This window comes from Cellulosimicrobium cellulans (assembly GCF_016921195.1).
GTDB lineage: Bacteria > Actinomycetota > Actinomycetes > Actinomycetales > Cellulomonadaceae > Cellulosimicrobium > Cellulosimicrobium cellulans_F.
Map to the genome: position 1 here is coordinate 940,224 of NZ_JAFGYF010000001.1, position 21,054 is coordinate 961,277.

Below are 21,054 nucleotides of genomic sequence, written 5' to 3' on the forward strand. Positions count from 1 at the left end.
TCTACTCCCCCCGCTGCTCCTGCTCCTCGAAGATCGATCGCTTCGTGCGGTGCGCGGCCGCGCCGAGCGGGACGCCGGACGGGCGCGACTCGCTGCTGGGGAACTCAACGACGCGACCGCTGTGCTCTGCCGCCTCCCTGCGCTCCTGGCGGGCGAGGATCTGCTCGGCTCGCTCGACGATTTCGTGCGGGTGGATGTCGAACGCGGCCGCGAGTTCCGCCACCTGCTTGACCTTGATGTCGCGCTCAGCCTGCAGGACGCGCATGAGCGAGCTCATCGGGATGCCCGACCGCTCCGAGAGTGCTCGGACGGTCAGGCCAGCGATCGCGCGCTCGGCTTGGATCGCCTGCGCGGTGGCCTCGTTGATGTCCATTCGGGAAGCGTATACGCCAGAAGCGGGTACAGGTAACCCGGTACTGAGAACTTTCACCCCTTGCACGTTCCCCATCTGGGCACTAGCGTTCCCCATATGGACAGCACGGAGTACACCGAGGCGGTGACCGAGGCGATCGGCCAGGCCCGCGACGAGGCAGGGATGTCGGTGCTCGCACTCTCCCGAGAGTCCGGCATCCCCTACAGCACGCTCGACCGAAAGCTCAAGGGCCACGGCGACTTCACGATGCGCGAGGCCTTCAACCTGGCTGCCGCGCTCAAGGTCCCCGTCGCGCGCTTCACCAACGTTCCGGCACCCGAGCAGGCGCCCCTGGCGGTGTCGGCGTGAGCGCCGCGACCGAGGCCCGCGACACCGCGGCCCGCGCGATCGCTCGCCGTCGCAGCGAGGGTCTGCACGGTCGTGCGGCGCTCGCGGACGCGGTCGAGGTCATGCGGAACGTGGTGCGCATCTTGCTCCGCGAGCACGACGACGACGTGCACCGGTGGGTGCGGGCGCTCTGGCTCGTGGAGGCCCGGTTGGAGCGGCTCGATGCGTCGGCGCACGCGGACGAGCGAGAGCCCTCTCCGTATTGTGCGCAGCACCACCCCTTCGGGTCCTCCGAGTCGTGCGGGCCGTGCGGCGTTGCTCGTAAGCGGCACGCGATCTGGCGTGACGCCGGGGCCGGCTCGACGATCATCGAGCCCGCCCCGGCGCACCCGCACGCTTGGCGGGCCGACTTCTACGAGCTGCACGGCGACGACGACCCGCGACTGCTCGCCCTCTACGCGGCGGTCGGGTACCGGTGGACGCGGCTGCCGCGGACGGTGTCAGGCCTTCTCGCGGCGCTCGATCACTTCGAGCAGCGCGGAGACCGCGTTGTACAGGTGAGCGTTCTGCACGGTGAGGCGACGAAGGGCGAGGTGGGTGTCGACGTCCTCGACCTCACTGATGCGGATCATCGTTGTCGGGTCCCCGTGGGCGGCCTTGTTGGCGAGCGTGAGCTGAGCGCCAGCACGTCGCAGGGCTTCGGTGACGGCCGGGTCGGAGCGGAACAGGCTCAAGGATCTTCCCCTTCGCTGAGCCAGGGTGCGGCTGCTACCGCGACCCCTGGCGACGGTGACGACGCGGCTGCTACCGCGTCGTCGAGCGGCCCCAGCGTAGGGGAGCAGGTGCGCCCCCTCGGTGAAACGCCGGACGAGGCCGACACGCCGGGAGCTGACCAGTGACCGCCCGCGCGCTGACGCCGGCAGCAGACCTGCCGAAGCGTCCCGTCCGCCTCACGGTCGAGGAGGCCGCGGCCGACGCTCGCGTGCACCCCGAGACGATCCGCGACGCGTGCCGCTCGGGCGAGCTCCACGGCTCGCAGCGCGTCAAGCGCGGCCGCTGGACGGTCGAGGTGCCGTGTCTCGCGGCGTGGCTCGCCGGCGAGGAGTGCGAGCACCAGCGCGCCGCCGCGACGTCGACCGTCGTCCCGTTCCGGCGCCGCGGCGCCTGACCCCACTTGCTTCACCCGCGCGGCGCTTCGGCCGCGTGGCTTCGTGCACCCCCGGGAAGGACCGAGACCGTGCAGACCGAGTTCCTGTGGCTCCTGTGGATCTTCGCCGCGGCGATCGTCGCCGGTGCCGTCATCACCCTCGTCGCCTACGGCGCCGGAATCGCCGCCGGCGTGGTCGTCGAGACCTACCACGCGCAGCGTGTGCGCTCGCGTCGGGCGTGGGTCCGGCGCGCGATCGAGCGCGAGGAGCGTGCTGTCGTGCGTGAGCTCGCACTCCCGCGTTCCGCCCCGCAGCGGCTGACCGCGCTGCCGCCCCTGCCCACCGGCCCGGCGCTCGCGGCCCGTGCGTGCCCCACGCCGTCGGGCACCGTGCTCCGGTTCGAGAGGGACCGTGCCGGGCTCATGGCCGTCGCCGACGCGACGCACGAGGAGCGGACGTGACGCGCGCCCGCGGGATCGACGAGCACAAGGACAACCTCGCCCGGATGCGGGCGACGGGCGTGCTCGTCGACGTCCCGCGCGGGCGGTGCGAGACGCACGACCTCCGCCTCACGTCGGCCGGCACGTGTGGGGGGTGCCACGGCGACCACCACGCCGGCGTTCACGGCCCCGACGAGCACGGCGTCCGCCACCCCAAGCGCACGTGTGGGCACTGCTACCCGGCCCCTGTCCCCGCGATCACCCACCAGCCCTACGCAGAGAGGACCTCGCGATGAGCGAGACGACACAGACCACGACGGCGACAACGGCGACGAAGCCGCTCGCCGGGCTCGACGAACTGCTCCCGCCCGGAGCCGCCCAGCGGGTGCGGGCCGAGCACGATGCCGCCGTCGGGACGCTGCAGGCGCTTCTCGCCGAGGCGCGCCAGGACGCCGACCGCTACGCCGAGCTCTACGCGGTGACGCAGGACCGCGTCGAGGTGCTGACGGCCGAGCTCGCGGACGCGCGGGAGTGCGTCAACCTGCCGACCGTCCAGGACATCGCGCTCGCCGACGTCGTCGACGCCGCGCGGGCCGTCGTCGACGCCGGCCGCGGCACGCCCGGCTCGACGGAGCGCCGCAAGCGCCTCGAACGCGCCCTCGCGACCGTCGTCGAGCCTCTCGCCGTGGTCGTCGCGTCCGCGCGTTGGACCGACCGGTACGGCCGGGTCGGCGCCGTCGAGGCGCTCACCGCGCTCGAGGACGCCGTGCGCGCCCTGCCCGCCGAGGAGGTGCGCCGTGGCTGAGCTCGTGAGGATCGGCCGTCCGCGGGTCGTCGTGGAGCCGCTCGACCCCAACGACCGCCGGGGCCTGTGGTTCGCGCGCTGCGAGCACTGCCCGTGGGTGTGCGGGCCAACTGCCAAGTCCTGGCTCGATGAGCACGAGGCGCGCCTGCACCGGGCGCGCCACCGCGGCGCCGAGGTGCCCGTGTGCGCCGTCGAGGTCGTCATGACCGAGTCGGGGGAGGGCTGGACCTGGCGGTGCGCGTGTGGCACCTCGGTGCCCGTCGCCTGGCACGGCTCGCCGTTCGAGCACGCGGCCGCCGACCCCGCGCTCGACGCGATCTCGCACGGTCACCGCGGGCCGATCACGTGGCCCGACCGGCTCCCGGTCGCCGTCGTGCAGGCCGCGGACAAGTACGTCGACGCGCGCCGCGCCGAGCTCGAGGCCGACTACCTCGCCGCGAAGCTCCGGAGGGCCGCATGAGGAGCGACGCCGGCGTTGGGCGCACCAACCGCCCCGCCGCGGGGCGTGGCAAGTACGACCCGCAGGCGTGGGCGAACCGCGCGGCCTGTCTGGACGAGGACCCCGAGCTGTTCTTCCACCCTGAGGGGGAGACGGGCAGGGCTCGCCGCGACCGTGAGGCCGGAGCAAAGCAGGTGTGCGCCGGGTGCGACGTCCGCGAGGTCTGCCTCGCGTCGGCGCTCGACCGCCGCGAGCGGTTCGGCGTGTGGGGTGGCACGGGGGAGGAGGAGCGCGCCGCACTGCTGCGTGCTCGCCGCTCGCCGAGGCAGGGGAAGGCGGCGGGCGGCAGGCCCGCGCGCGAGGTCACCCAGGCCGACGTCGAGACGATCCGCCGTCTGCACGGCGAGGGCCGGTCCCAACGTGAGATCGCCGATCACCTCGGCTGGTACCCGTCGCGGGTGTGCCGCCTCATGGCGCGTCTGGGCATCGACGCGCGCACGGACGCCGCCGTGAAGGTCGCCTCGTGAGCGCCGAGCAGGGCACCGCGGTCGCCCTGTGGTGCCACGTCTGCAAGCGGCTCGTCGAGCACCACGCGGACTACGTCGACGCGCGGAAGGGCTCCGCTCGCGTGCTGCACGTGACGCCCGCGGTCCTCGCGAAGCACCGTGCGACTCACGAGGGCGGTGCCGCGTGACCGCGCTGTTCCACGCCGACGAGCAGGTCACGCTCTGGCACGGAGACGCCGCGGCTGTGCTCGCGAAGCTCGAGCCCGGCTCGGTCGACTGCGTCGTCACCAGCCCGCCCTACTTCGGGCTGCGGGACTACGGCGTCGACGGGCAGCTCGGGCTCGAGGAGTCCCCGGCCGAGTACGTCGCCGCGCTCGTCGAGGTGTTCCGCGAGGTGCGGCGCGTGCTCGCCGACGACGGCACGGTCTGGCTCAACCTCGGCGACTCCTACGCCGCGAAGGCACGCGGGTCCGACGCCGGGTGGGACAAGTCCCGGCTCACGAACCCGGGCACCGTCCAGAAGGCGCAGGCCGCCGCGCTGCGCAAGACCGGTGAGCGGCACCGCGGACAGCGCGCCGGCATCGGGGAGAAGAACCTCTTCGGCATCCCGTGGCGCGTCGCGTTCGGCCTGCAGGACGACGGCTGGACGCTGCGCAACGACATCATCTGGGCGAAGCCGAACGCGATGCCCGAGTCCGTCACCGACCGGCTCGCGAACCGGCACGAGCACGTGTTCCTCCTGACGAAGAGCCCGCGCTACGCCTTCGACCTCGACGCCGTGCGCGAGCCGCACGCCGACGTCTCGGTCCGCCGCGCCGCGCCGCACCGCGCCGACCCCGGCCGCGCGCACCGCGAGGGCAAGCCCTACGCCGACGGCAACGCCCAGACGCTACGCCTCGACCAGATGAACCACCCCGGCGGGCGCAACCCTGGCGACGTCTGGGTGATCCCGACGCAGCCGTTCCCCGGCGCGCATTTCGCCGCGATGCCGCTCGCGCTTGCCGAGCGGTGTCTTCTCGCCGGGTCCCGCCCTGGGGGGACCGTGCTCGACCCGTTCTCCGGGTCCGGCACGACCGGCCTCGCCGCGACCCGGCACGGGCGCCGGTACGTCGGGATCGACCTGAACGAGGACTACCTGCGGCTCTCGATCGAGACGCGCCTCGCGCAGCCTGGCCTCGCCTGGGAGGTGACCGCGTGAGCGCGATCTTCGACGCCGCGGTCGAGCAGTGGAAGCGGGTCCGCGCCGAGTACGAGCTCTACCGCGAGCAGCAGTACGCGGCCGCCGTCGAGGCGTGCAACACCGTCCTGCTCAACCGCGAGGCGCTCGCGGCCGGTATCGACAAGTTCGCGCTGTTCAAGGGACGTCGCGACCACGCCGAGAAGTGGGCGTCCGAGGAGCTCCTCGCCTGGTGGCGCGAGCACGGCCGCATGACGTTCGCGGACTTCGAGCGGCAGTACCTCGAGCGCATGTGGGGTGAGGCCGCGTGACCGCCGACGACCTGCTGCAGCCGATGCCGTACTCGCCGGACTGCGCCCAGGGCAAGCACCGCGCGTGCGCCGGCACCGCGTGGGACTTCGTCGCGGACGAGCTCGTCGCGTGCACGTGCGGCTGCCACGCCGAGCCTGAGGCGGTGGCGGCGTGACGGTCATCGTCCTCGAGATCCCCGGTACCCGCTTCCCGGGCAAGCCCCTCAACGTCAACGACCTGCGCGGCCACACCCGCAACCTCGGCCGCCTCGTGACGCCCTGGCGCGAGCTCGGGGCCGGCCTCGGCCGTGACCGCCGCTTCCCGCACCCGTTCACGAGCCCCGTGCGGGTCTGGGCCGAGTGGCGGTTCCCGACCGACCACCGCCGAGACACCCCGAACCTCTACCCGACCATCAAGGCCCTGATCGACGGCCTCGACGACGCCGGCGTGCTCGACGGCGACCACGACGGCCGCGTCGAGGGCCCCTGGCTCAAGCGCACCTACCCGAACGGACCGCTCCGCCTGCGCCTCGTCCTCGTCCCGCTCCCCGGCGGCGACGGGCTCGGCACGCCCTACCCCGAGGAGAACCCAGCATGACGACCACCCTGCCCGCCCCGACCACGCGGCCCGACATCGTGCTCCCGCGCAAGTGCGGGCGCACCCCGGCCTCGTGGCTCCCGTCGTGGCCCATGGAGCCCCTTGCGCCCACGCTCGCCGACCTCGACGTCGTCCTCGGGCACGTCCTGATCGGCGCTGAACTCGACGCGATCCGCGACGACGTCGCCGGCATGCGTGACGACTTCGACGAGATCCGCGCGGCCGCCCGCGTCGAGGAGTTCCTCGCGTCGATCGAGACCAGCCTCTACCTGACCACCGCGCTCGAGTACGAGCTCACCGAGGACGACGTCGTCGCGATCGCCGCCCGCGCCCTGCACCTCGGGCGCCCGGGTGGCATCGCACGCCCCGACGAGGCGCTCGACCTCGCCCTCGCCGCACTCCGCGGCTGGGCCCACCGCCAGGCGCTCGCGGCCGGGGGCGCCCGGTGAGCACCATCCGAGACTCGCGGTTCATCGAGTACCGCGGCTTCCGCTTCCGTACCGTCGGCAAGGGGATCGTGCACTGCCAGGCGTGCTTGCGGATCACCTACAGCTACGTCGGACACGTCGCGTGGCACGAGACCGGCGTCGGCGACGTCGGCCTCCCGGTCGTCTCGCCGCTCGAGCCCGCACCCGTCCAGGCGGCCGCCTTGACCGGCATGGATCAAGTCTCGGACGTCGTTCATTCACGACATTGTCAGGTTGTCGGGCATTCCCGACGCGCCGCTCCGCGGGATATCCCGTCATTCGCGACCGGACCTGCGACGTTATCCGCCCCGGCCCGCGCCACCGAGGCGCTGGACGCTGCTACCGGACTCGGAGACGACATCGGGCAGGACGCGCTGCGCGCCGTCGCGTGCTCCACCGTGTCCGCCGCCCTGCACGACCGAGTGGCGATCCGAGCGGCGCTCCGCACGGCTGACGACGACTACCAGGCGCGCGAGCACGAGGCCAACGTCGGCCGCGGGCCCGAGCCCGGCGACTGGTGGCTGTTCATGGTCAACGCGATGGCCGACCACCTGCTCGGGCAGGGCCACGACGTCGAGGAGGCCGATCGGTGCGCGTGGTGCGGCGTCGGGAACGACCCGCGGTGCCCGTACTGCGGGAGCGACCAGTGAGCGCCCGGGCCGTGCGGGCCGCGATGCTCGGGACCTCGTCGTGACGGCACTCGAGGTCCTCGTCGGCCGGGCGTCGGTGCGGTGCGCGCTGGCCGCGGTGTTGCCTCACGTGGGCGGCACGGAGACGACGTCGCGGGTCCGGTTCACGTTCGAGTCGGGGACGCGCCTGCTGGTCTCGGCGACGGACGGCAGCACGCTCGCGGTCGCCCGGGCGCACGTGACGGGCGTCGTCGCGTTGCCCGAGCTCGCCGTCGTCGACGTCGAGCCGCGCTCGGTCCGTGAGGTGCTCGCGGTGTTCACGCCGCCGTCGGGCAAGGACGACCGTGCGATGTGGAACGAGGAGTCGTTCGGCCTGACGGTGACCGAGGACGAGGTGTCCTGGGTCGAGCGTTCGGAGATCCTCGACGGGCGCTCGCTGACCGTCCCTCGTCTGCCCGACCTCGGGGATGACCGGTCGTACCCGGACGTCCCGCACCACCTCACGCGATTCCTGCAAGCACCGCTCTCGGCCCGGCCTGACGCGACCGCTGCCCCGAAGCTGCTCGCCCGGTTCGTCACGTCCGCGAAGGCGTGGGGCGACGACCTGCAGCTCGACCTCGCGTACCGCTCCGGCCCGTCCGGCTTCACCGTCCAGGTCGGTGACGACTTCGCCGGCGTCTTGCTCCCGATCCACCGCGACGAGGAGCGCAACGAGTTCGTCGCGAGGTACCGCGACGACTGGATAACCACCTTGACCCCGCTCGCCCGACCCGAGGAGACCCGATGATCACCCCGACCAGCCCGTCCACGACCCCGACGCCGGCGCGGTACCGCAAGAAGCCCGTCGAGGTCGACGCACTGCTCTTCGACGGGACGAACGGCGCGGAGGTCGCGCGCTGGTGCGGCGGTCAGTTCTACGCCGAGTCGAAGGCGAGCGACCCGACCGACGTCTCCCAGGTCGTGAAGATCCCCACGCTCGAGGGGACGATGTTCGCGCGCGTCTGCGACTTCGTGATCCGCGGCGTGCAGGGCGAGTTCTACCCGTGCAAGCCCGACATCTTCGGCGCCACGTACACGCTCGTCGAGGAGGCACCCGCCGAGTACCTCGCTGGCACCGTTCGTACCGGGACGCTCGGGACGTGGCGCGAAGAGCCCGGCGACGTGCGCACGTTCGAGCTGCACCGCGACGTCGACGTCTCCGGGATCTCGGGCACGGGCGTCGTCGCCGACGGCGCGGTGTTCCCCGACGGGACGACCGTCGTGCGGTGGCGCGACGTCGACGGACCGGCAGCCGAGCGCGGCGTCCGCCCGACGACGGTCGTGTTCCCGACCGTGGAGGCCGTCGAGGCGCTCCACGGTCACGCCGGCGCGACCCGCCTCGTCTGGACGGGGGTCGCGGCATGACGTTCACCGTCCGCTCCGCCGAGGGGAAGGCCGCGCTCCCGCCCGGCACCGTCGTCCGCTCGGCCGGAGGCTCGATCGCTGGCCGCTACGACGCAGAGCACGCTGTCGTCCTCGGCGATGACCGCGCGTTCCCGTGGCAGCGCCTCGAACTCCCGCTCACCGTCCTGTGGCCGAAGGAGTGCCCCACGTGCTCCGGGCCTCGACGCGAGACCGTGAACATGGTCTGCCAGACCTGCGGCACCGACTACGCCGCCCCTCCCACGCCCGAGCAGACCGCCCCCGCCGAGCTCGCCGAGCTCCGCCAGGCGCTCGCGGACGGCGAGGCGTCGGACGGCTTCCACACGCACGCCGAGCTGTACGCCTACCGGCGCGTCTACAACGCCGCGCTCTTCAACGAGTGGCACCGCCTCGGTGAGTGGGACGTCGTCAAGTCGTGGCGCCACTCCGACGGGGAGCTCGCGTTCGGCGGCGGCTGGTTCATCGTCGTCGCGACCCTCCCCACGGGCCAGATCTCAAACCACTATCAGTCCGAGCACTGGAACCTCTTCCAGATCCCCGAGTGCGACCTCGCGCCCGACTACGACGGCCACACCCCGGCCGAGGCGCTCGAACGCCTGCAGGAGTTCATCGGCCCCGACGTCTACGCCCGCGGCGGGATGTACCGCCGTGGCTGACACGAAGGAAGCGCCGCCGTCGGACCGCGTGAACCTGTGGTGCGCCGACTGCAAGGCGTTCGTCGAGTACCGCGCAACGTTCGTCGACGACGGGATCCGCCGAAGCCGCAATGGCAAGAGGGACCTCCGGCTCCCTCGAGTCCTGCACGTGACCCCCGAGGCGCTCGCGGCTCACCACGCGTCGCACGCGGCCGCGCCGGCATCCCAGGCGCGGCCGCGACGCCGGGGTCGACGCGGTGGGCGCGGCCGCGGCGGGGCGACGTAGTGCACGGCGCGCCCGACGAGTACCAGCTGCTCGAGTGCGCGCGCTGCGGCGGCTGGTACACGACCCGGCCCGGCGCCCGCGACGCGCACCACGCGGCGCTGGGCCACTGGCCGCGCGAGCTCGCTCCGACCCCCCGACCTGACCCGACGACGACCCGAGGAGGGGCCGCACCCCATGACGTGGCTGCGACTGACCGACACCTACGCGACGCACCCGAGGGTGCTCGCGGTGCTCGAGCACCCGGACGCTGACGAGCGTTCGGTCGACGAGGTGTGCGGGTTCATGACGCGCCTGTCGACGCAGGCGGCCCAGCACTTCACGGACTACGTCGTGTCGTTCGGGACCGCGGTGACGGTGGCCGGCACGAGAGCGCGCGCCGAGAGGCTGCTGCTGCTCGCCGAGTTCGCCGGGTACGGCGTGCTCGAGCAGGACGACGAGACGGGACGGCGCCGCTTCAAGCTGGTCGACGACCCCGAGTTCGTCCACATGATCACGGCCGAGGAGTACGCCTGGCAGAAGCAGCGCAAGGCCGACAACGCGAAGCCGGAGATCATCGCGCCCGTGCGGTGCCGCGACGGCGACGTGTGCCGGTACTGCTGGAACGTCGTCAACTTCGAGATCAAGCGCGGCAAGAAGCGCGGCACCTACGACCACCGCCCGCCCGGCAAGCCCGGCTCGGCCGAGACGACGGTCGTCGCGTGCGGTGAGTGCAACGCCAAGCGCGGGAACCGGCCGCTCGCGGTTGCCGACCTGGAGCTCCCGCTCCTCGACGCCCCCGACGAGCCGTACTACAACGCCAAGACGCGCGACTGGCTGCAGGGCTACGCGCAGATCCTCCGACAGCACGGGATGGTCCCGCCGCCTTCGGCGCCGGACCAGAAGAACCTCGTCGCGGGCCGTCCTGCCCCTGGCGCGCCGGCAGCTCTTCGTGAGCGCCGCGCGACGGGCACCACGGCCCAGGCAGCAGTGGACACCGCACCCTCGCGTGTGCGACCCGCAGCGCCCGCGAAGGACCCGCGCACGGCCCAGCGCCGACCGCGTCCGGCAGAACCCGGCAGAAACCCGCAGAAACCCAGTCTCCAGGATCCGGATTCGCCGGGTCGGGTCGGGACGGGTCGGGACGGGTCTCCTCTGGATGGGTCTCCACCAGCACCACCCCCAGCCGCCAGACCAGCCCAGCCCACCGCCCGACCGAGTGCGAACCCCCAGCGCCGAAACCGCCGCGGCCGTCGAGGCGGACGCGCGCGCACGCCCCAGCGAGGAGACACCTGATGCCCACGCCCCAGCAGGCGATCGCCACCTGCACCGCCCACTCGTGGATCGAGACCACGACCTACGACAACGCCCGGCGCGTGTACGCCTGCACGAGCTGCCCCGAGACGACTACCGGCTGCCAGGACTGCGACCGCCCGCTCGTGGCGACCGCGCTCCCAATCTGCAAGCGGTGCCTCGACCGCGCCTACGGCCTGCTCGACGACATCGCGACCTACCTCGCCGAGATGACCGACGTCGCCAAGGTCGCCGTCGGGCTGCGCGCCGTCCGGTACGACCTCACCGGTACGAGCTCGGCCGCGAACGCAGACCGGCTCCCGCACGGCCTCGACCCCGCATACCGTGAGGACGCCTTCCGGTCCGGGCCGTCGTCGATCCGGACCCAGGACGGCGCGCTCGACCTGCTCGAGGCGTGGGTCGACGACTGGTGCGAGAAGGTCGGCGACACCGAGGGCGCCTGGGACACGCTCGAGTACTTGCGCTCGCACACGGTCTGGGCCGCCCAGAACCACCCGGCGTGGTCGACGTACCTCGACGAGCTGCGCACCACGCGCGCCGTCGTGCGCAGGCTCGCGGGCCTCGCTCCCGAGCGCGAGGCCGCCCCGTGCTTCCACTGCGGCGGCGCCATCGTGCGCGACTGGCACGTCGCCGAGGGGCTCTCCGACGTCGTGCGCTGCACGAGCTGCCGGCGCTCGTGGGCGAGCGAGGCACACCTCGCGCTCGCAGCCCGCTGGCACGTGCACGCACTGCCCCACGAGCGACCCGACACGCTCGTCACCGCCGAGCAAGTGCGCACGATCTTCCCGGACCTGAACCCCTCGACCTGGCGGTCGTGGATGCGTCGCGACCGGGAGGTCTCCGTGCCGTTCGCCCAGCGCATCCCGGTGCGCGGGTTCGACGACCGCGGCCGCGAGCTCTTCGCCGTGGCCGACGTCGCGGCCCGGCTCGAAGCGAGGCGTCGTGAGAGAGGATGAGCTCATGACGCTGACGGACTTCCTCCTCGCGCGGATCGCCGAGGACCAGGCTTCGGCGCTCGAGGTACGCGAGCACGGCGCGTGGTGGGTCGAGGCTTACGACGACTACGACGGCCGAAGCCCCGAGCTGGTCGAGTACTTCGTCGTCGCCCCACCACCTGCACCTGGTGTACCGAGGGACGACCAAGGCGACCCCGACGACCCGCGCCACGTCACGTCCGTGCAGGGCGACCCCGCGCTCGCTGCCGCGCTTGCTCGGTGGAGCCCTGCCCGCGTGCTGGCGGAGTGCGAGGCGAAGCGACGCATCGTGGAGTCCGCGCGCCGTCTCGGCTCGCGCGACGGAGTGACGCCCGAGGAGTTGCTTGGCAACCTCGCGCTGCCCTACGCCGACCACCCGGACTACGACGAGACGTGGAGGACGTGACTCGCGTGCCGCTCGCACGACAGGCTGGCGACCGGCTATAGTCGCTGCAACGCTTCTGAGGTTCTCGCATGCCTCGGACCAGGACCGCCCGGTTGAGCCCCCTGCTCCCGGGCGGTCTTTGCGTTGCCAGACACCCGGGGTGGGGCTCCGGGTCGGCCGAGACCCGCCGCGCGCCTTCCTTCCCGCGCGGCCGAGGCAGGCCAGAGGCCGGCGGCGATCGAACGCACGCGGTCGCCGCCGGCCCCACACTCTCCCCGCCGTCGCCCGGACCGTGCGGCACACACAGACCACGGGATCTCGGCACGGGTCACCGGCGACGACGGGGGAGGTGCGCGGGGTGCGGATCAGGCTCAAGCTGCAACTCGACATCACGCGACGCGTGGGCACGCGACGAGAGCACGACGGGGGCGAGGTTACGGGCGTGACCGAGCTGGACGCCCTGATAGAGCACGCCGACCCGCGACCAGGGCCGGAGTACCCGCTCGGCTTCCGCACGAACGACGCGGACGACGACTGATGCCGAGCCCTGGGCGCAAGCGCAACGGGCACCGGTGGCGGGAGGTCGAGAGGCGGGTCCTCGCGGAGGAGACCCACTGTGCCCTGTGCGACGAGCCGGTCGACAAGACGCTCGACCGAACGCGTGACCCGCGATCGGCGGCGATCGACCACGACGTGCCGCTCGACCGCGGCGGTCCGGAGTACGACAGGTGGAACGTTCGCCTGATGCACCGCGGCTGCAACCGGTGGAAGTCGACGATGACGTTGGAGGAGGCCCGGGCCAAGCGCGCGGGTTTCCTGGCGCGTCCCGCGATCGTCTCGTCTCCCGGTTGGTGACCCCGGGGGACACCCCCTCCCCCCTGGGGGGAGGCCACCCCGGGGGGATACGGCCGATCCCTCCCCCCGACGTTTTTTCCACACGATTTGCCACCTGACCTGGGAGGATGCCGTGAACCTTGCCGAAGCGACCGACCTCGCGAGGAGCGGCAAGACCGTCACCGTCGTCCACGAGACCCGGGTCGCCGGCGTGCAGCTGCTCGAGCGCCTGCCCGACGGCGCGCTCGACAGCGCAGCGAGGATCAACCGCACCAACGGCGACCAGTACGTCCGGTTCCACGGCGGCGGCATCCTCCGGTTCCTCAACGTCCACCAGGTCCGGGTGGGCTACGCCCGCGGACGCTCGACCGACGTCGTGCTCGTCGACGCGGCGGTGCCGCTCGACGGCCGCCTCCTGCTCGAGCTCGGGCCGCTCGTCGCGCCCGACGGCGCCTTCGCCGTCGCGCCGCTCAGCTGATGACCGTCCCGAACGACGTCGTCGAGCCGGCGTCCGCTGACGAGCCGGCCACGATCCTCGACGCGACGGAGGTCGGCGACTCGCTCGCGATGCTGGTCGCGCTGCGCCGTCGCCTGGCGAAGGCCTGCGACGACGAACGCACCGCTCCGCGCGACCTGGCCGCTCTCTCGCGCCGCCTGGTCGAGGTCGACCGCGACATCAAGGCCCGTGAGGCGCAGGAGGAGGCCGAGGGCGGGCCGAAGGAGGGCGGCGACGGTGACGAAGACGGCGACGAGGACTTCGACCCCGAAGCTGTCTGAGGTTGCCCGGCACGTCGTCTACCCCGAGGGCATCGTCACCACCGCGTGGCGGCCCGTCGTGAAGAAGTGCGCCGAGCTCGGCGTGACGTTCGACGAGTGGCAGCACGGCATCGGGCGGATCGCCCTCGGCAAGCGCGCCGACGGGAAGTACGCCGCGACCGTGGGCGGCGTGGTCCTGTCCATCCCGCGCCAGGTCGGCAAGACGTTCCTCGTCGGCATGATCGTCATCGCGCTGTGCCTGCTGAACCCGGGCCTGACGGTCCTGTGGTCCGCGCACCGCACGAAGACGTCGACGAAGACGTTCGGCTCGCTCAAGGGCATGACGTCGCGCCGCAAGATCAAGCCGCACATGCTCGAGCCGCGCAACACCAACGGCGAGCAGGAGATCCGGTTCCGCAACGGGTCGGTCATCATGTTCGGCGCGCGTGAGGGCGGGTTCGGTCGCGGATTCGACGAGGTCGACGTCGAGGTGTTCGACGAGGCGCAGATCCTCACGGAGAAGGCGCTCGAGGACATGATCGCGGCGACGAACCAGACCCGGCGGCCCGAGGGCGCGCTGCTGTTCTTCATGGGCACCCCGCCGCGGCCTTCGGACCCCGGTCAGGAGTTCGCGAACCGGCGCAAGAAGGCCCTCGCGGGTACGTCGAAGAACATGGTCTACGTCGAGTTCTCCGCGGACCCGCAGACCGGCAAGCCGGGTGGGCCGTCGCTGGACAACCACAAGCAGTGGAAGAAGGCGAACCCGTCCTTCCCGAACCGCACGCCGGTCGAGTCGATCGAGCGCCTACGGGAGAACCTGACCAACGACGCGTCGTTCCGCCGCGAGGGCCTGGGCATCTGGGACGAGGACAACCCGTCGTCGCGCCTGATCACCTCGGACCAGTGGTACAACACCCGCGTCCGCAAGGCGCCGGACGGTATCAAGTCGTTCGGCGTGGCGTTCTCCCTCAACGGTGACCGCGTCGCGCTCGCGGGTGCGCGCAAGCACGCCGGCGGTGTGCACGTCGAGCTCATCGACGCGATGTCGGGCGGCATCGACGACGGGATGGGCCCGCTCGCCGAGTGGCTCGCCGCGCGCTGGCGCCAGACGGCGGAGATCGTCATCTCGGGCAGGTCGGGCGCGGCCGCGCTCAAGGCGGCGCTGCGCAAGGCAGGCGTCCCCGAGCGCGTGATCCGCCTCGCGACCACCGAGCAATACCTCACGGCGTGCTCGACGTTCCACGAGGCGATCCGGTCGGGCAACGCGACGCACCTGGACCACGAGGGCCAGGCCGCGCTCGACGACTCGATCGCGGTCTCGGACAAGAAGATGCGCGGAACGTCTGGCGCGTGGGGCTGGATCGCGACCACGCCGGACGGCGACGAGACCCCTGCCGAGGCCGTGAGCCTGGCGTACCACGGCGCACTGACGACGAAGCGCAACCCGAATCGCAAGGCGAAGGCGGTGGTCATGTGACGAAGGGCTCGGGCCTCGCGTTCTTCCCGGCGATGTGGGCCACCCCGCAGGTGCTTGGGCTCAACCCCGAAACGCAGCAGGTCCTCAACGAGCTCGGCGAGCAGTGGGCTCGGTGCCTGCCGCGCAACATCGAGCGGATGCTGTACCTCGACGCGAAGAACCGTCTCAAGGACCTCGCCGTCTCGATCCCGCCGAACATCCTGGACAAGCTCGAGACCGTGCTCGGCTGGCCCGCGAAGGCGGTCTACGAGCTGTCGAACCGGATCGTCTTCGAGCGCGTCGCCGGCGTCGACGACACCGACCGCGACCCGTTCGGGATCTCGACGCTCCTCGAGGACAACCGGTTCGAGATCGAGTTCCCGCAGGCCGTGAGCAGCTCGCTCGCGCAGTCCGTCGCGTTCGTCTCCACGACCAACGGCGACGCCGCGGCCGGCGAGCCGGACGTCCTCATCGCGTTCCACTCCGCGCTGTGGGCCACCGGGCTGTGGAACCGCCGCACGCGCGCGCTGCGCGCCGGCATGCTCGTCAACGACGTCGACGAGCTCGGCGCGCCCACGATGCTGACCGTCATGGTTCCGGGCGAGACGATCGTCTGCCTCAAGGGCCCCGGCGGTTGGTACGTCGGTGACGTCTACCGCAACCACCTGCGCGGGCGCATCCCGATGGAGGCGATGCCGTTCCGGCCCACGCTCGAGCGCCCGTTCGGCCGCTCGCGCATCGACCGGCCCGTCATGTCCGTGACCGACCGCGCGATGCGCGCCTCGGCCCGCCTCGAGGTCCACTCCGAGCTGTTCTCGGCGCTCAAGCTCATCCTCCTCGGCGCGGACGAGAAGGCGTTCCAGAGCAGCGACGGTAAGGCCATACCGCTGTGGTCGTTCTACATGGGCCGCCTCAACACGCTGTCCAAGGACGAGGACGGCGACCTGCCCAAGCTCGAGCAGATCGCCGCGCAGTCGCCCGAGCCGCACATCGCGGTGCTGCGCCAGCTCGCCGCCGAGTTCTCCGGGCACACCGGGGTCCCGCTCGGCTCGCTCGGCATCTCGACCGACAACCCGGAGTCCGCCGGCGCGAAGCAGGAAGCACGCCAGGACATCGTGGGCGACGCCGAGAACCAGCACATCGTGTACGGCGCAGCGCTCAAGCGGACCTTCGCCAACGCCGTCATGCTGCGCGACGGGCTCACCGAACCGCCCGCCGGCATGCGGGACCTCAAGCTCCGGTTCCGGCCGCCGTCGAAGCCAACGCTCTCCGCGCTCGCGGACGCTGGGTCGAAGCAGCTCGCCGCGCTGCCCGAGCTCGCGCAGGACGAGGTCGGGCTCGAGCTCGCCGGCCTCGACTCCGGGCAGATCGAGCGTGTCATGGCCGGTCGTCGTCGCCGTCAGGGGCGGGCCGCGCTCGAGGCGGTCGCCGCGGTCGGCGCCGCACGGGAGCAGGGCCAGTCCGCGGCCGCCACGGCGACCGAGGACGCGCAGCGGCTCAAGGTCCAGTTCGAGGCGCTTGGCCTCGGCGTGCGCGCCGGCGTCGACCCCGACGAGGTCGCCGCCCGGGTCGGCCTCCCGGGGATCAAGTTCACCGGCGCCGTGCCGGTCGCTCTGCGCATGCCCGAGAGCGAGGCCCGAGGGCTCGAGGAGAAGTAGCTGATGGTCACCCAGGCCAAGGCCGCCGAGCTCCGCCACGCCCAGGCCGGCCTCCTGACGCTGCTCTCGCGTGACCTCGCGGCGTTCTTCGCGTCGCTCGACCTGGACAAGCCCGAGCGCGCGCGCGACGCGCTCCTCGAGTACCTGCCGCTGCTGGTCGCGCAGTACGGCGAGGCGGGCGCGGCGGCCGCGGCCGACTGGTTCGACGAGGTCCGCGCGGAGGAGCGGGTCCCGGGCCGGTTCCGTGCCGAGGCCGCCGAGCCCGTCGAGCCGGAGATCGTCGAGGCGTCCGTCCGGTACTCCGCGGGGCACCTGTTCACCGCGGCGCCCGGGCTCGCGCTGCCGTCGCTGCAGAGCGCGGCGAGCAAGCAGGTCCTCCTGCCCGCTCGCCAGACGATCGTCCGGGCGACCGGGCGCGACCCCCGCGCGAGCGGGTGGGGACGCCTCACCCGTTCCGGGGCCTGCGACTTCTGCCGGTTCCTCGCCCAGCGCGGAGCGGTCTACAAGGAAGCGACGGCGCACTTCGCGTCGCACGGCGACTGCAACTGCGCTGCCGTCCCGTCCTGGGACCAGGATGCGCCCGAGGTCGACGTCGACGCCTACGTCGCCTCTCAGCGCATGGAGTCCGTGCGCCGACGCGCGGCCGCCGGAGACGCCGCGGCCGCGAGGCAGCTCGAGGAGCACACGGCGCGCGTGCGCGACTACATCGACGCGTTCATCGCCGTCGACGACTGATCTTCCGGCCGCACGGCCGGGACACCCACCCATCCACCACCGCGGACCCGCACGGGCGCCGCGGCGATCCCGCACGGGAGGACAACCCAGATGAGCACCGAGAGCGAGCCGCAGGCCAGCACTGCCGACGTGCTCGGGAAGTTCCGCAAGGAGCTGATCGAGCAGGGCTTCAACGAGGACGAGGCGTTCACCCTGGCCCGCCAGGCCGCGCAGTCGATCTTCGAGCACGACTACCTCGTGGTGAAGGCATGAGCGGCGCACCGACCCCCGCGGCCCCGGGAACGCCGACCCCGCCCACGCCCACCTCGGCCCCACCGCCGGCGGCTGCACAGCCCCCGGCACCCGCGCCCGCCCCGACGCCGATCCCGGCCGACCCGCCGGCTCCTGCACAGGAGCCGGACTGGAAGGCCGAGGCGCGCAAGTGGGAGGACCGGGCGAAGGCGAACAAGGCCGCGGCCGAGGAGCTCGAGCGGATCAAGGCCGAGAAGATGACCGACGAGCAGAAGGCCGCCAAGGCGCTCGCGGACGCGCAGGCCGAGCTCGCGCAGTACAAGACGCGCGAGCAGGTCGCGACGTGGTCGGCCGAGATCGTCCAGGGCTCGAGCGTGCCGGCGTCCGCGCTGCGCGGCTCGACCCGCGAGGAGCTCGAGGCGCACTTCGAGGAGCTCAAGGCGCTCATCACCCCCCAGCCGCCCGCCGCCCAGCCGGTGCCGACCGTCACGCAGACACCGCCGACACCGCCCGGGAACGTGCCGCTCCGCGACCAGATCGCTGCCGCCGAGAAGGCCGGCAACTTCGAGCTCGCGGGGCAGCTCAAGGCGATGCAGCTGGGGTCCGTCTCTCCGTAACCACGACCCCCAGAAAGGGGTGACCCGATGCCCGGTATCACCGGACAGGGAACCACGTTCAACCTGCCGAACTACGTCGGCGAGCTCTTCGCCGCGTCCCCCGAGGACACGCCGCTGCTCTCCTCGATCGGCGGTCTCACCGGCGGCGAGTCTGTCGGCGCGACGCTGTTCGAGTGGCAGGGCTACGACCTGCGCGACGCGCAGGACGACCGTCAGCGGCTCGAGGGCGCGGACGCGCCCACGGGCGAGGCGCGCGTGCGGTACAACGCGTCGAACGTCGTCGAGATCCACCAGGAGGCCGTCTCGATCTCCTACACGAAGCAGGGCGCCACGAAGCAGCGCGGCGCCGGCGCGACGGCGGTGACGGTCGGCTCGACAGTCATCCCGGCCGACGAGCTCGCGTGGCAGCTGCAGCAGCAGTTCAAGCAGATCGCGCGCGACGTCGAGCTGACGTTCTGGACGGGCACCTACGCCCGCCCGGCGGACAACACCGCGCCGCGTAAGACCCGTGGCCTCATCGAGGCGACCACGACGAACGTCGTGACCGCCGAGTACGCCGCGGGCGCGACCCCCGGCTCCGCGCTCACCGAGGAGCTCGTCCTCGACCTCATGCAGGAGGTCTGGGAGAACGGCGGCATCCAGGAGGGCGAGACCCGCACCGTCGGTGTCAACGCTGGCCTCAAGCGCGTCCTGACGAAGATCTTCATCAAGGACCGCGGGTACGAGGAGCAGTCGCGCAACGTCGGCGGTGTGAACCTGCAGACGTTCGAGACCGACTTCGGCCGGGTGAACATCATGCTCAACCGGTACATCCCGACGAACGTGCTGCAGGTGGCCTCGCTCGAGGAGCTCAAGCCGGCGTTCCTCGAGATCCCCGGCAAGGGGCACTTCTTCGCCGAGCCCCTCGCCAAGACCGGCGCCTCCGACAAGGTGCAGATCTACGGCGAGATCGGCCTGAACTACGGCAACGAGCGCAAGCACGGCAAGATCGTGCTCACCGAGGGGGCCTGATCATGGGTGTCATCGTCCGGTCCGAGAAGTACAAGGGCCTGATCGTCGGCGACGTCGGCGTGCGGTTCGTCGACGGCGAGCTCGAGGTCGAGGACCCGAAGGTCCTCGCCCGGCTGCGCCGCCTCGCCCACCTGGGCGTCGTCGTCCCTGACGATGCCCCGAGCGGGCGCCGCAGCGGGTCGCGTGGCGGCTCCAAGGCGGGTCAGGGTGCGAAGGGCAAGGGGAAGGCCCCCGAGCCCGCCAACGACCCGCAGAAGCCCGCCGATGTGCCCGAGGGTCGCGTCTCCGAGCCGAAGGGCAACGCCTCGCGCGAGGAGTGGGCGGCCTACGCCGCGCACCTCGGCGTCGACGTGCCCGAGGACGCGGGTCGCGACGCGATCAAGGAGCTCGTCGAGGCCGCGGCCGCGGACGGCGCGTCCGAGGCCGAGCAGCCCACGGACGCCGACGCCGAGGAGTCGGAGGACGACGAGTCCGACGACGTCGCGGACGACGGCGACAAGGCCGACGGCGAGACCGACTGGTGAGCGAGGGGAGGCCCGGTCATGGCATACGCACTGGTCTCTGACCTGAAGCTGCGGTGGCCGGGCCTCCCCGACACCGACGAGGCCAAGGCACGAGCGCGCACGCTGCTCGACGACGCGGCCGCGGTCCTCGACGCCGAGAAGGCGCCCGTGGTCGTCGACGGCGCCGTGACCGACGTCGCCGTGCGGCGCATGATCTCGTGCGCCATGGTCGAACGCGCGATGCGCTCAGACAGCACCAGCCAGCCCGGGGTCACGCAGCAGGCGACGACGATGGGCCCGTTCTCCAAGTCGCTCACGTTCGCGAACCCGACCGGCGACCTGTACCTCACTAAGCAGGACCGCCGCCTGCTCGGCGTCCTCAAGCAGCGCGCGGCGTCGATCGACCTTCTCGCCTGCCCGGAGGACGTCTCGTGATCGCAGAGCTGCTCCCCGACGAGTTCACCCCGCACACGGTCCTCGTGCGCGACTTCCTCGAGGACACGGGCATGGGCTCGACCTACGGCCCGCCGCGCCCCGTCGCAGCGTTCGCGGAGGACGAGCAGAAGATCGTCCGCAACCGCGACGGCGCCGAGGTCGTCTCGACGTCACAGGTCCACGTCAACTTCGTCGAGGCGATCCCGCTCGGGTCCCTCGTCACGGTCTGGCCCGGGATGCCCGGCGAGCGCGAGGCTGAGGTCCTCGCGATCGGGCGCCACCAGGCGCCCGGCTGGCCGGCGTTTCAGACGCTGTCGCTCGAGTGACCGCGCACCTGCGCCTGTAGTGCGGCGAGCTGCGCGGCCTGGGTGGCCTCGCGGTTCGCGGCCGCGCGCTTGCTCGCCATGACGAGGAGCGTGATCGCCCCGGCGACGAGCGCGACGCCGAGGAACGGCGCAACGCGAGCCACGAAGAACACCAAGCCCGTCCCGGGTGCGTCGCTGGCGCTGGTCGCGGCCCCGATCGTGAAGAGCGGCCACACGATGAGCAGCACCAGGATGCCGGCGGCGAGCAGCGGCCATCCCCACGCGCGGAGCGTCCCGGTCGGTCGAATCCCCTGATCCATGC

The 21,054-nt window shown here is 72.3% G+C and carries 35 protein-coding genes; 33 read left to right on the forward strand and 2 right to left on the reverse strand.

The annotated features are described in order from the left end of the window. Position 1: 1 nt before the first annotated feature. On the reverse strand, positions 2–373 hold the full coding sequence (locus tag JN535_RS04070; protein WP_205202439.1) for a helix-turn-helix domain-containing protein: 372 nt from the start codon (positions 371–373) through the stop codon (positions 2–4). A 96-nt stretch (positions 374–469) separates the two neighbouring features. Between JN535_RS04070 and JN535_RS04075 the strand changes: the two genes are divergently transcribed. The 33 genes from JN535_RS04075 (at position 470) to JN535_RS04235 (ending at position 20,753) form a co-directional block, all read left to right on the forward strand. Next, a complete protein-coding gene (locus JN535_RS04075; protein ID WP_205202441.1) occupies positions 470–721 on the forward strand; it encodes a helix-turn-helix domain-containing protein in 252 nt (83 codons plus the stop codon). After that, complete coding sequence (locus JN535_RS04080) at positions 718–1,599, forward strand: hypothetical protein (RefSeq protein WP_205202443.1); 882 nt, start codon at positions 718–720, stop codon at positions 1,597–1,599. The genes JN535_RS04075 and JN535_RS04080 overlap by 4 nt, the downstream gene beginning before the upstream one ends. Next, on the forward strand, positions 1,596–1,868 hold the full coding sequence (locus JN535_RS04085; RefSeq protein ID WP_205202451.1) for a helix-turn-helix domain-containing protein: 273 nt from the start codon (positions 1,596–1,598) through the stop codon (positions 1,866–1,868). Before JN535_RS04080 ends, JN535_RS04085 begins: the two co-directional genes overlap by 4 nt. A 69-nt stretch (positions 1,869–1,937) precedes the next feature. Continuing rightward, entirely contained in the window at positions 1,938–2,309 is a 372-nt protein-coding gene (locus JN535_RS04090) for a hypothetical protein (protein WP_205202453.1), read from the forward strand. Beyond that, positions 2,306–2,584 carry a hypothetical protein gene (locus tag JN535_RS04095; protein WP_205202456.1) on the forward strand — a complete coding sequence of 93 codons (279 nt, stop codon included), beginning with the start codon at positions 2,306–2,308 and terminating at the stop codon, positions 2,582–2,584. The genes JN535_RS04090 and JN535_RS04095 overlap by 4 nt, the downstream gene beginning before the upstream one ends. Continuing rightward, on the forward strand, positions 2,581–3,093 hold the full coding sequence (locus tag JN535_RS04100; protein ID WP_205202458.1) for a hypothetical protein: 513 nt from the start codon (positions 2,581–2,583) through the stop codon (positions 3,091–3,093). The genes JN535_RS04095 and JN535_RS04100 overlap by 4 nt, the downstream gene beginning before the upstream one ends. Beyond that, positions 3,086–3,553: a hypothetical protein gene (locus JN535_RS04105; RefSeq protein WP_205202466.1), complete on the forward strand. Its 468-nt coding sequence runs from the start codon at positions 3,086–3,088 to the stop codon at positions 3,551–3,553. Before JN535_RS04100 ends, JN535_RS04105 begins: the two co-directional genes overlap by 8 nt. Further along, positions 3,550–4,059, forward strand: coding sequence for a WhiB family transcriptional regulator (locus JN535_RS21150; protein ID WP_205202475.1), 510 nt, complete (start codon positions 3,550–3,552; stop codon positions 4,057–4,059). Before JN535_RS04105 ends, JN535_RS21150 begins: the two co-directional genes overlap by 4 nt. Beyond that, positions 4,056–4,226, forward strand: a complete 171-nt coding sequence (locus tag JN535_RS04115; RefSeq protein ID WP_205202476.1) for a hypothetical protein — start codon at positions 4,056–4,058, stop codon at positions 4,224–4,226. The genes JN535_RS21150 and JN535_RS04115 overlap by 4 nt, the downstream gene beginning before the upstream one ends. Continuing rightward, entirely contained in the window at positions 4,223–5,236 is a 1,014-nt protein-coding gene (locus tag JN535_RS04120; protein WP_205202477.1) for a DNA-methyltransferase, read from the forward strand. The genes JN535_RS04115 and JN535_RS04120 overlap by 4 nt, the downstream gene beginning before the upstream one ends. Next, the gene (locus JN535_RS04125; protein WP_205202478.1) at positions 5,233–5,526 is read left to right on the forward strand and encodes a hypothetical protein; all 294 of its coding nucleotides are present in this window, start codon (positions 5,233–5,235) and stop codon (positions 5,524–5,526) included. The genes JN535_RS04120 and JN535_RS04125 overlap by 4 nt, the downstream gene beginning before the upstream one ends. Then, the gene (locus tag JN535_RS04130; RefSeq protein ID WP_205202481.1) at positions 5,523–5,681 is read left to right on the forward strand and encodes a hypothetical protein; all 159 of its coding nucleotides are present in this window, start codon (positions 5,523–5,525) and stop codon (positions 5,679–5,681) included. Before JN535_RS04125 ends, JN535_RS04130 begins: the two co-directional genes overlap by 4 nt. Next, positions 5,678–6,103 (forward strand): hypothetical protein, encoded by a 426-nt coding sequence (locus JN535_RS04135; RefSeq protein ID WP_205202483.1) that lies wholly within the window; start codon positions 5,678–5,680, stop codon positions 6,101–6,103. Before JN535_RS04130 ends, JN535_RS04135 begins: the two co-directional genes overlap by 4 nt. After that, entirely contained in the window at positions 6,100–6,552 is a 453-nt protein-coding gene (locus JN535_RS04140) for a hypothetical protein (RefSeq protein ID WP_205202485.1), read from the forward strand. The genes JN535_RS04135 and JN535_RS04140 overlap by 4 nt, the downstream gene beginning before the upstream one ends. Continuing rightward, positions 6,549–7,220, forward strand: coding sequence for a hypothetical protein (locus JN535_RS04145; protein WP_205202487.1), 672 nt, complete (start codon positions 6,549–6,551; stop codon positions 7,218–7,220). Before JN535_RS04140 ends, JN535_RS04145 begins: the two co-directional genes overlap by 4 nt. 40 nt (positions 7,221–7,260) lie before the next feature. Next, positions 7,261–7,986 (forward strand): hypothetical protein, encoded by a 726-nt coding sequence (locus tag JN535_RS04150; protein WP_205202488.1) that lies wholly within the window; start codon positions 7,261–7,263, stop codon positions 7,984–7,986. Beyond that, the gene (locus JN535_RS04155) at positions 7,983–8,603 is read left to right on the forward strand and encodes a hypothetical protein (protein WP_205202490.1); all 621 of its coding nucleotides are present in this window, start codon (positions 7,983–7,985) and stop codon (positions 8,601–8,603) included. The genes JN535_RS04150 and JN535_RS04155 overlap by 4 nt, the downstream gene beginning before the upstream one ends. Then, a complete protein-coding gene (locus tag JN535_RS04160) occupies positions 8,600–9,277 on the forward strand; it encodes a WDGH domain-containing protein (protein WP_205202492.1) in 678 nt (225 codons plus the stop codon). The genes JN535_RS04155 and JN535_RS04160 overlap by 4 nt, the downstream gene beginning before the upstream one ends. A 439-nt stretch (positions 9,278–9,716) precedes the next feature. Next, positions 9,717–10,814 carry a hypothetical protein gene (locus JN535_RS04165; RefSeq protein WP_205202494.1) on the forward strand — a complete coding sequence of 366 codons (1,098 nt, stop codon included), beginning with the start codon at positions 9,717–9,719 and terminating at the stop codon, positions 10,812–10,814. Continuing rightward, on the forward strand, positions 10,814–11,788 hold the full coding sequence (locus tag JN535_RS04170; protein ID WP_205202496.1) for a hypothetical protein: 975 nt from the start codon (positions 10,814–10,816) through the stop codon (positions 11,786–11,788). The genes JN535_RS04165 and JN535_RS04170 overlap by 1 nt, the downstream gene beginning before the upstream one ends. 4 nt (positions 11,789–11,792) lie before the next feature. Further along, entirely contained in the window at positions 11,793–12,212 is a 420-nt protein-coding gene (locus JN535_RS04175) for a DUF6221 family protein (RefSeq protein ID WP_205202498.1), read from the forward strand. A gap of 516 nt (positions 12,213–12,728) precedes the next feature. Continuing rightward, the gene (locus tag JN535_RS04180; protein ID WP_205202500.1) at positions 12,729–13,046 is read left to right on the forward strand and encodes an HNH endonuclease; all 318 of its coding nucleotides are present in this window, start codon (positions 12,729–12,731) and stop codon (positions 13,044–13,046) included. 112 nt (positions 13,047–13,158) lie between these two features. Continuing rightward, positions 13,159–13,503: a hypothetical protein gene (locus JN535_RS04185; RefSeq protein ID WP_205202502.1), complete on the forward strand. Its 345-nt coding sequence runs from the start codon at positions 13,159–13,161 to the stop codon at positions 13,501–13,503. Further along, complete coding sequence (locus JN535_RS04190; RefSeq protein ID WP_205202503.1) at positions 13,503–13,802, forward strand: hypothetical protein; 300 nt, start codon at positions 13,503–13,505, stop codon at positions 13,800–13,802. Before JN535_RS04185 ends, JN535_RS04190 begins: the two co-directional genes overlap by 1 nt. Then, positions 13,759–15,258, forward strand: a complete 1,500-nt coding sequence (locus JN535_RS04195; RefSeq protein ID WP_205202504.1) for a terminase large subunit domain-containing protein — start codon at positions 13,759–13,761, stop codon at positions 15,256–15,258. The genes JN535_RS04190 and JN535_RS04195 overlap by 44 nt, the downstream gene beginning before the upstream one ends. Further along, positions 15,255–16,895 carry a phage portal protein gene (locus tag JN535_RS04200; protein WP_205202507.1) on the forward strand — a complete coding sequence of 547 codons (1,641 nt, stop codon included), beginning with the start codon at positions 15,255–15,257 and terminating at the stop codon, positions 16,893–16,895. The genes JN535_RS04195 and JN535_RS04200 overlap by 4 nt, the downstream gene beginning before the upstream one ends. A gap of 3 nt (positions 16,896–16,898) precedes the next feature. Next, the gene (locus JN535_RS04205; protein WP_205202508.1) at positions 16,899–17,630 is read left to right on the forward strand and encodes a VG15 protein; all 732 of its coding nucleotides are present in this window, start codon (positions 16,899–16,901) and stop codon (positions 17,628–17,630) included. 90 nt (positions 17,631–17,720) lie between these two features. Next, positions 17,721–17,882, forward strand: coding sequence for a hypothetical protein (locus JN535_RS04210; RefSeq protein ID WP_205202509.1), 162 nt, complete (start codon positions 17,721–17,723; stop codon positions 17,880–17,882). Further along, a complete protein-coding gene (locus tag JN535_RS04215; protein ID WP_205202511.1) occupies positions 17,879–18,478 on the forward strand; it encodes a hypothetical protein in 600 nt (199 codons plus the stop codon). The genes JN535_RS04210 and JN535_RS04215 overlap by 4 nt, the downstream gene beginning before the upstream one ends. A gap of 27 nt (positions 18,479–18,505) precedes the next feature. Further along, positions 18,506–19,489, forward strand: a complete 984-nt coding sequence (locus JN535_RS04220; RefSeq protein WP_205202512.1) for an SU10 major capsid protein — start codon at positions 18,506–18,508, stop codon at positions 19,487–19,489. A gap of 2 nt (positions 19,490–19,491) precedes the next feature. Then, a complete protein-coding gene (locus tag JN535_RS04225; RefSeq protein ID WP_205202514.1) occupies positions 19,492–20,013 on the forward strand; it encodes a hypothetical protein in 522 nt (173 codons plus the stop codon). 18 nt (positions 20,014–20,031) lie between these two features. Next, positions 20,032–20,427 (forward strand): Gp19/Gp15/Gp42 family protein, encoded by a 396-nt coding sequence (locus JN535_RS04230; RefSeq protein WP_205202516.1) that lies wholly within the window; start codon positions 20,032–20,034, stop codon positions 20,425–20,427. Then, on the forward strand, positions 20,424–20,753 hold the full coding sequence (locus JN535_RS04235) for a hypothetical protein (protein WP_205202518.1): 330 nt from the start codon (positions 20,424–20,426) through the stop codon (positions 20,751–20,753). The genes JN535_RS04230 and JN535_RS04235 overlap by 4 nt, the downstream gene beginning before the upstream one ends. Here the strand turns inward: JN535_RS04235 and JN535_RS04240 are convergent. After that, entirely contained in the window at positions 20,732–21,052 is a 321-nt protein-coding gene (locus tag JN535_RS04240; protein ID WP_205202520.1) for a hypothetical protein, read from the reverse strand. The two genes, JN535_RS04235 and JN535_RS04240, sit on opposite strands and share 22 nt — an antisense overlap. Between the last annotated feature and the right edge of the window lie 2 nt (positions 21,053–21,054).

Excerpts from the sequence above, each read along its gene's own strand:
- JN535_RS04075 (WP_205202441.1), top strand. The coding sequence starts at position 470 with ATGGACAGCACGGAGTACACCGAGGCGGTGACCGAGGCGATCGGCCAG.
- JN535_RS21150 (WP_205202475.1), top strand. The coding sequence starts at position 3,550 with ATGAGGAGCGACGCCGGCGTTGGGCGCACCAACCGCCCCGCCGCGGGG.
- JN535_RS04190 (WP_205202503.1), top strand. The coding sequence starts at position 13,503 with ATGACCGTCCCGAACGACGTCGTCGAGCCGGCGTCCGCTGACGAGCCG.
- JN535_RS04100 (WP_205202458.1), top strand. The coding sequence starts at position 2,581 with ATGAGCGAGACGACACAGACCACGACGGCGACAACGGCGACGAAGCCG.
- JN535_RS04180 (WP_205202500.1), top strand. The coding sequence starts at position 12,729 with ATGCCGAGCCCTGGGCGCAAGCGCAACGGGCACCGGTGGCGGGAGGTC.
- JN535_RS04070 (WP_205202439.1), bottom strand. The coding sequence starts at position 373 with ATGGACATCAACGAGGCCACCGCGCAGGCGATCCAAGCCGAGCGCGCG.
- JN535_RS04225 (WP_205202514.1), top strand. The coding sequence starts at position 19,492 with ATGGGTGTCATCGTCCGGTCCGAGAAGTACAAGGGCCTGATCGTCGGC.
- JN535_RS04175 (WP_205202498.1), top strand. The coding sequence starts at position 11,793 with ATGACGCTGACGGACTTCCTCCTCGCGCGGATCGCCGAGGACCAGGCT.
- JN535_RS04170 (WP_205202496.1), top strand. The coding sequence starts at position 10,814 with ATGCCCACGCCCCAGCAGGCGATCGCCACCTGCACCGCCCACTCGTGG.
- JN535_RS04155 (WP_205202490.1), top strand. The coding sequence starts at position 7,983 with ATGATCACCCCGACCAGCCCGTCCACGACCCCGACGCCGGCGCGGTAC.
- JN535_RS04240 (WP_205202520.1), bottom strand. The coding sequence starts at position 21,052 with ATGGATCAGGGGATTCGACCGACCGGGACGCTCCGCGCGTGGGGATGG.
- JN535_RS04165 (WP_205202494.1), top strand. The coding sequence starts at position 9,717 with ATGACGTGGCTGCGACTGACCGACACCTACGCGACGCACCCGAGGGTG.
- JN535_RS04140 (WP_205202485.1), top strand. The coding sequence starts at position 6,100 with ATGACGACCACCCTGCCCGCCCCGACCACGCGGCCCGACATCGTGCTC.
- JN535_RS04230 (WP_205202516.1), top strand. The coding sequence starts at position 20,032 with ATGGCATACGCACTGGTCTCTGACCTGAAGCTGCGGTGGCCGGGCCTC.
- JN535_RS04215 (WP_205202511.1), top strand. The coding sequence starts at position 17,879 with ATGAGCGGCGCACCGACCCCCGCGGCCCCGGGAACGCCGACCCCGCCC.
- JN535_RS04220 (WP_205202512.1), top strand. The coding sequence starts at position 18,506 with ATGCCCGGTATCACCGGACAGGGAACCACGTTCAACCTGCCGAACTAC.
- JN535_RS04160 (WP_205202492.1), top strand. The coding sequence starts at position 8,600 with ATGACGTTCACCGTCCGCTCCGCCGAGGGGAAGGCCGCGCTCCCGCCC.
- JN535_RS04205 (WP_205202508.1), top strand. The coding sequence starts at position 16,899 with ATGGTCACCCAGGCCAAGGCCGCCGAGCTCCGCCACGCCCAGGCCGGC.
- JN535_RS04210 (WP_205202509.1), top strand. The coding sequence starts at position 17,721 with ATGAGCACCGAGAGCGAGCCGCAGGCCAGCACTGCCGACGTGCTCGGG.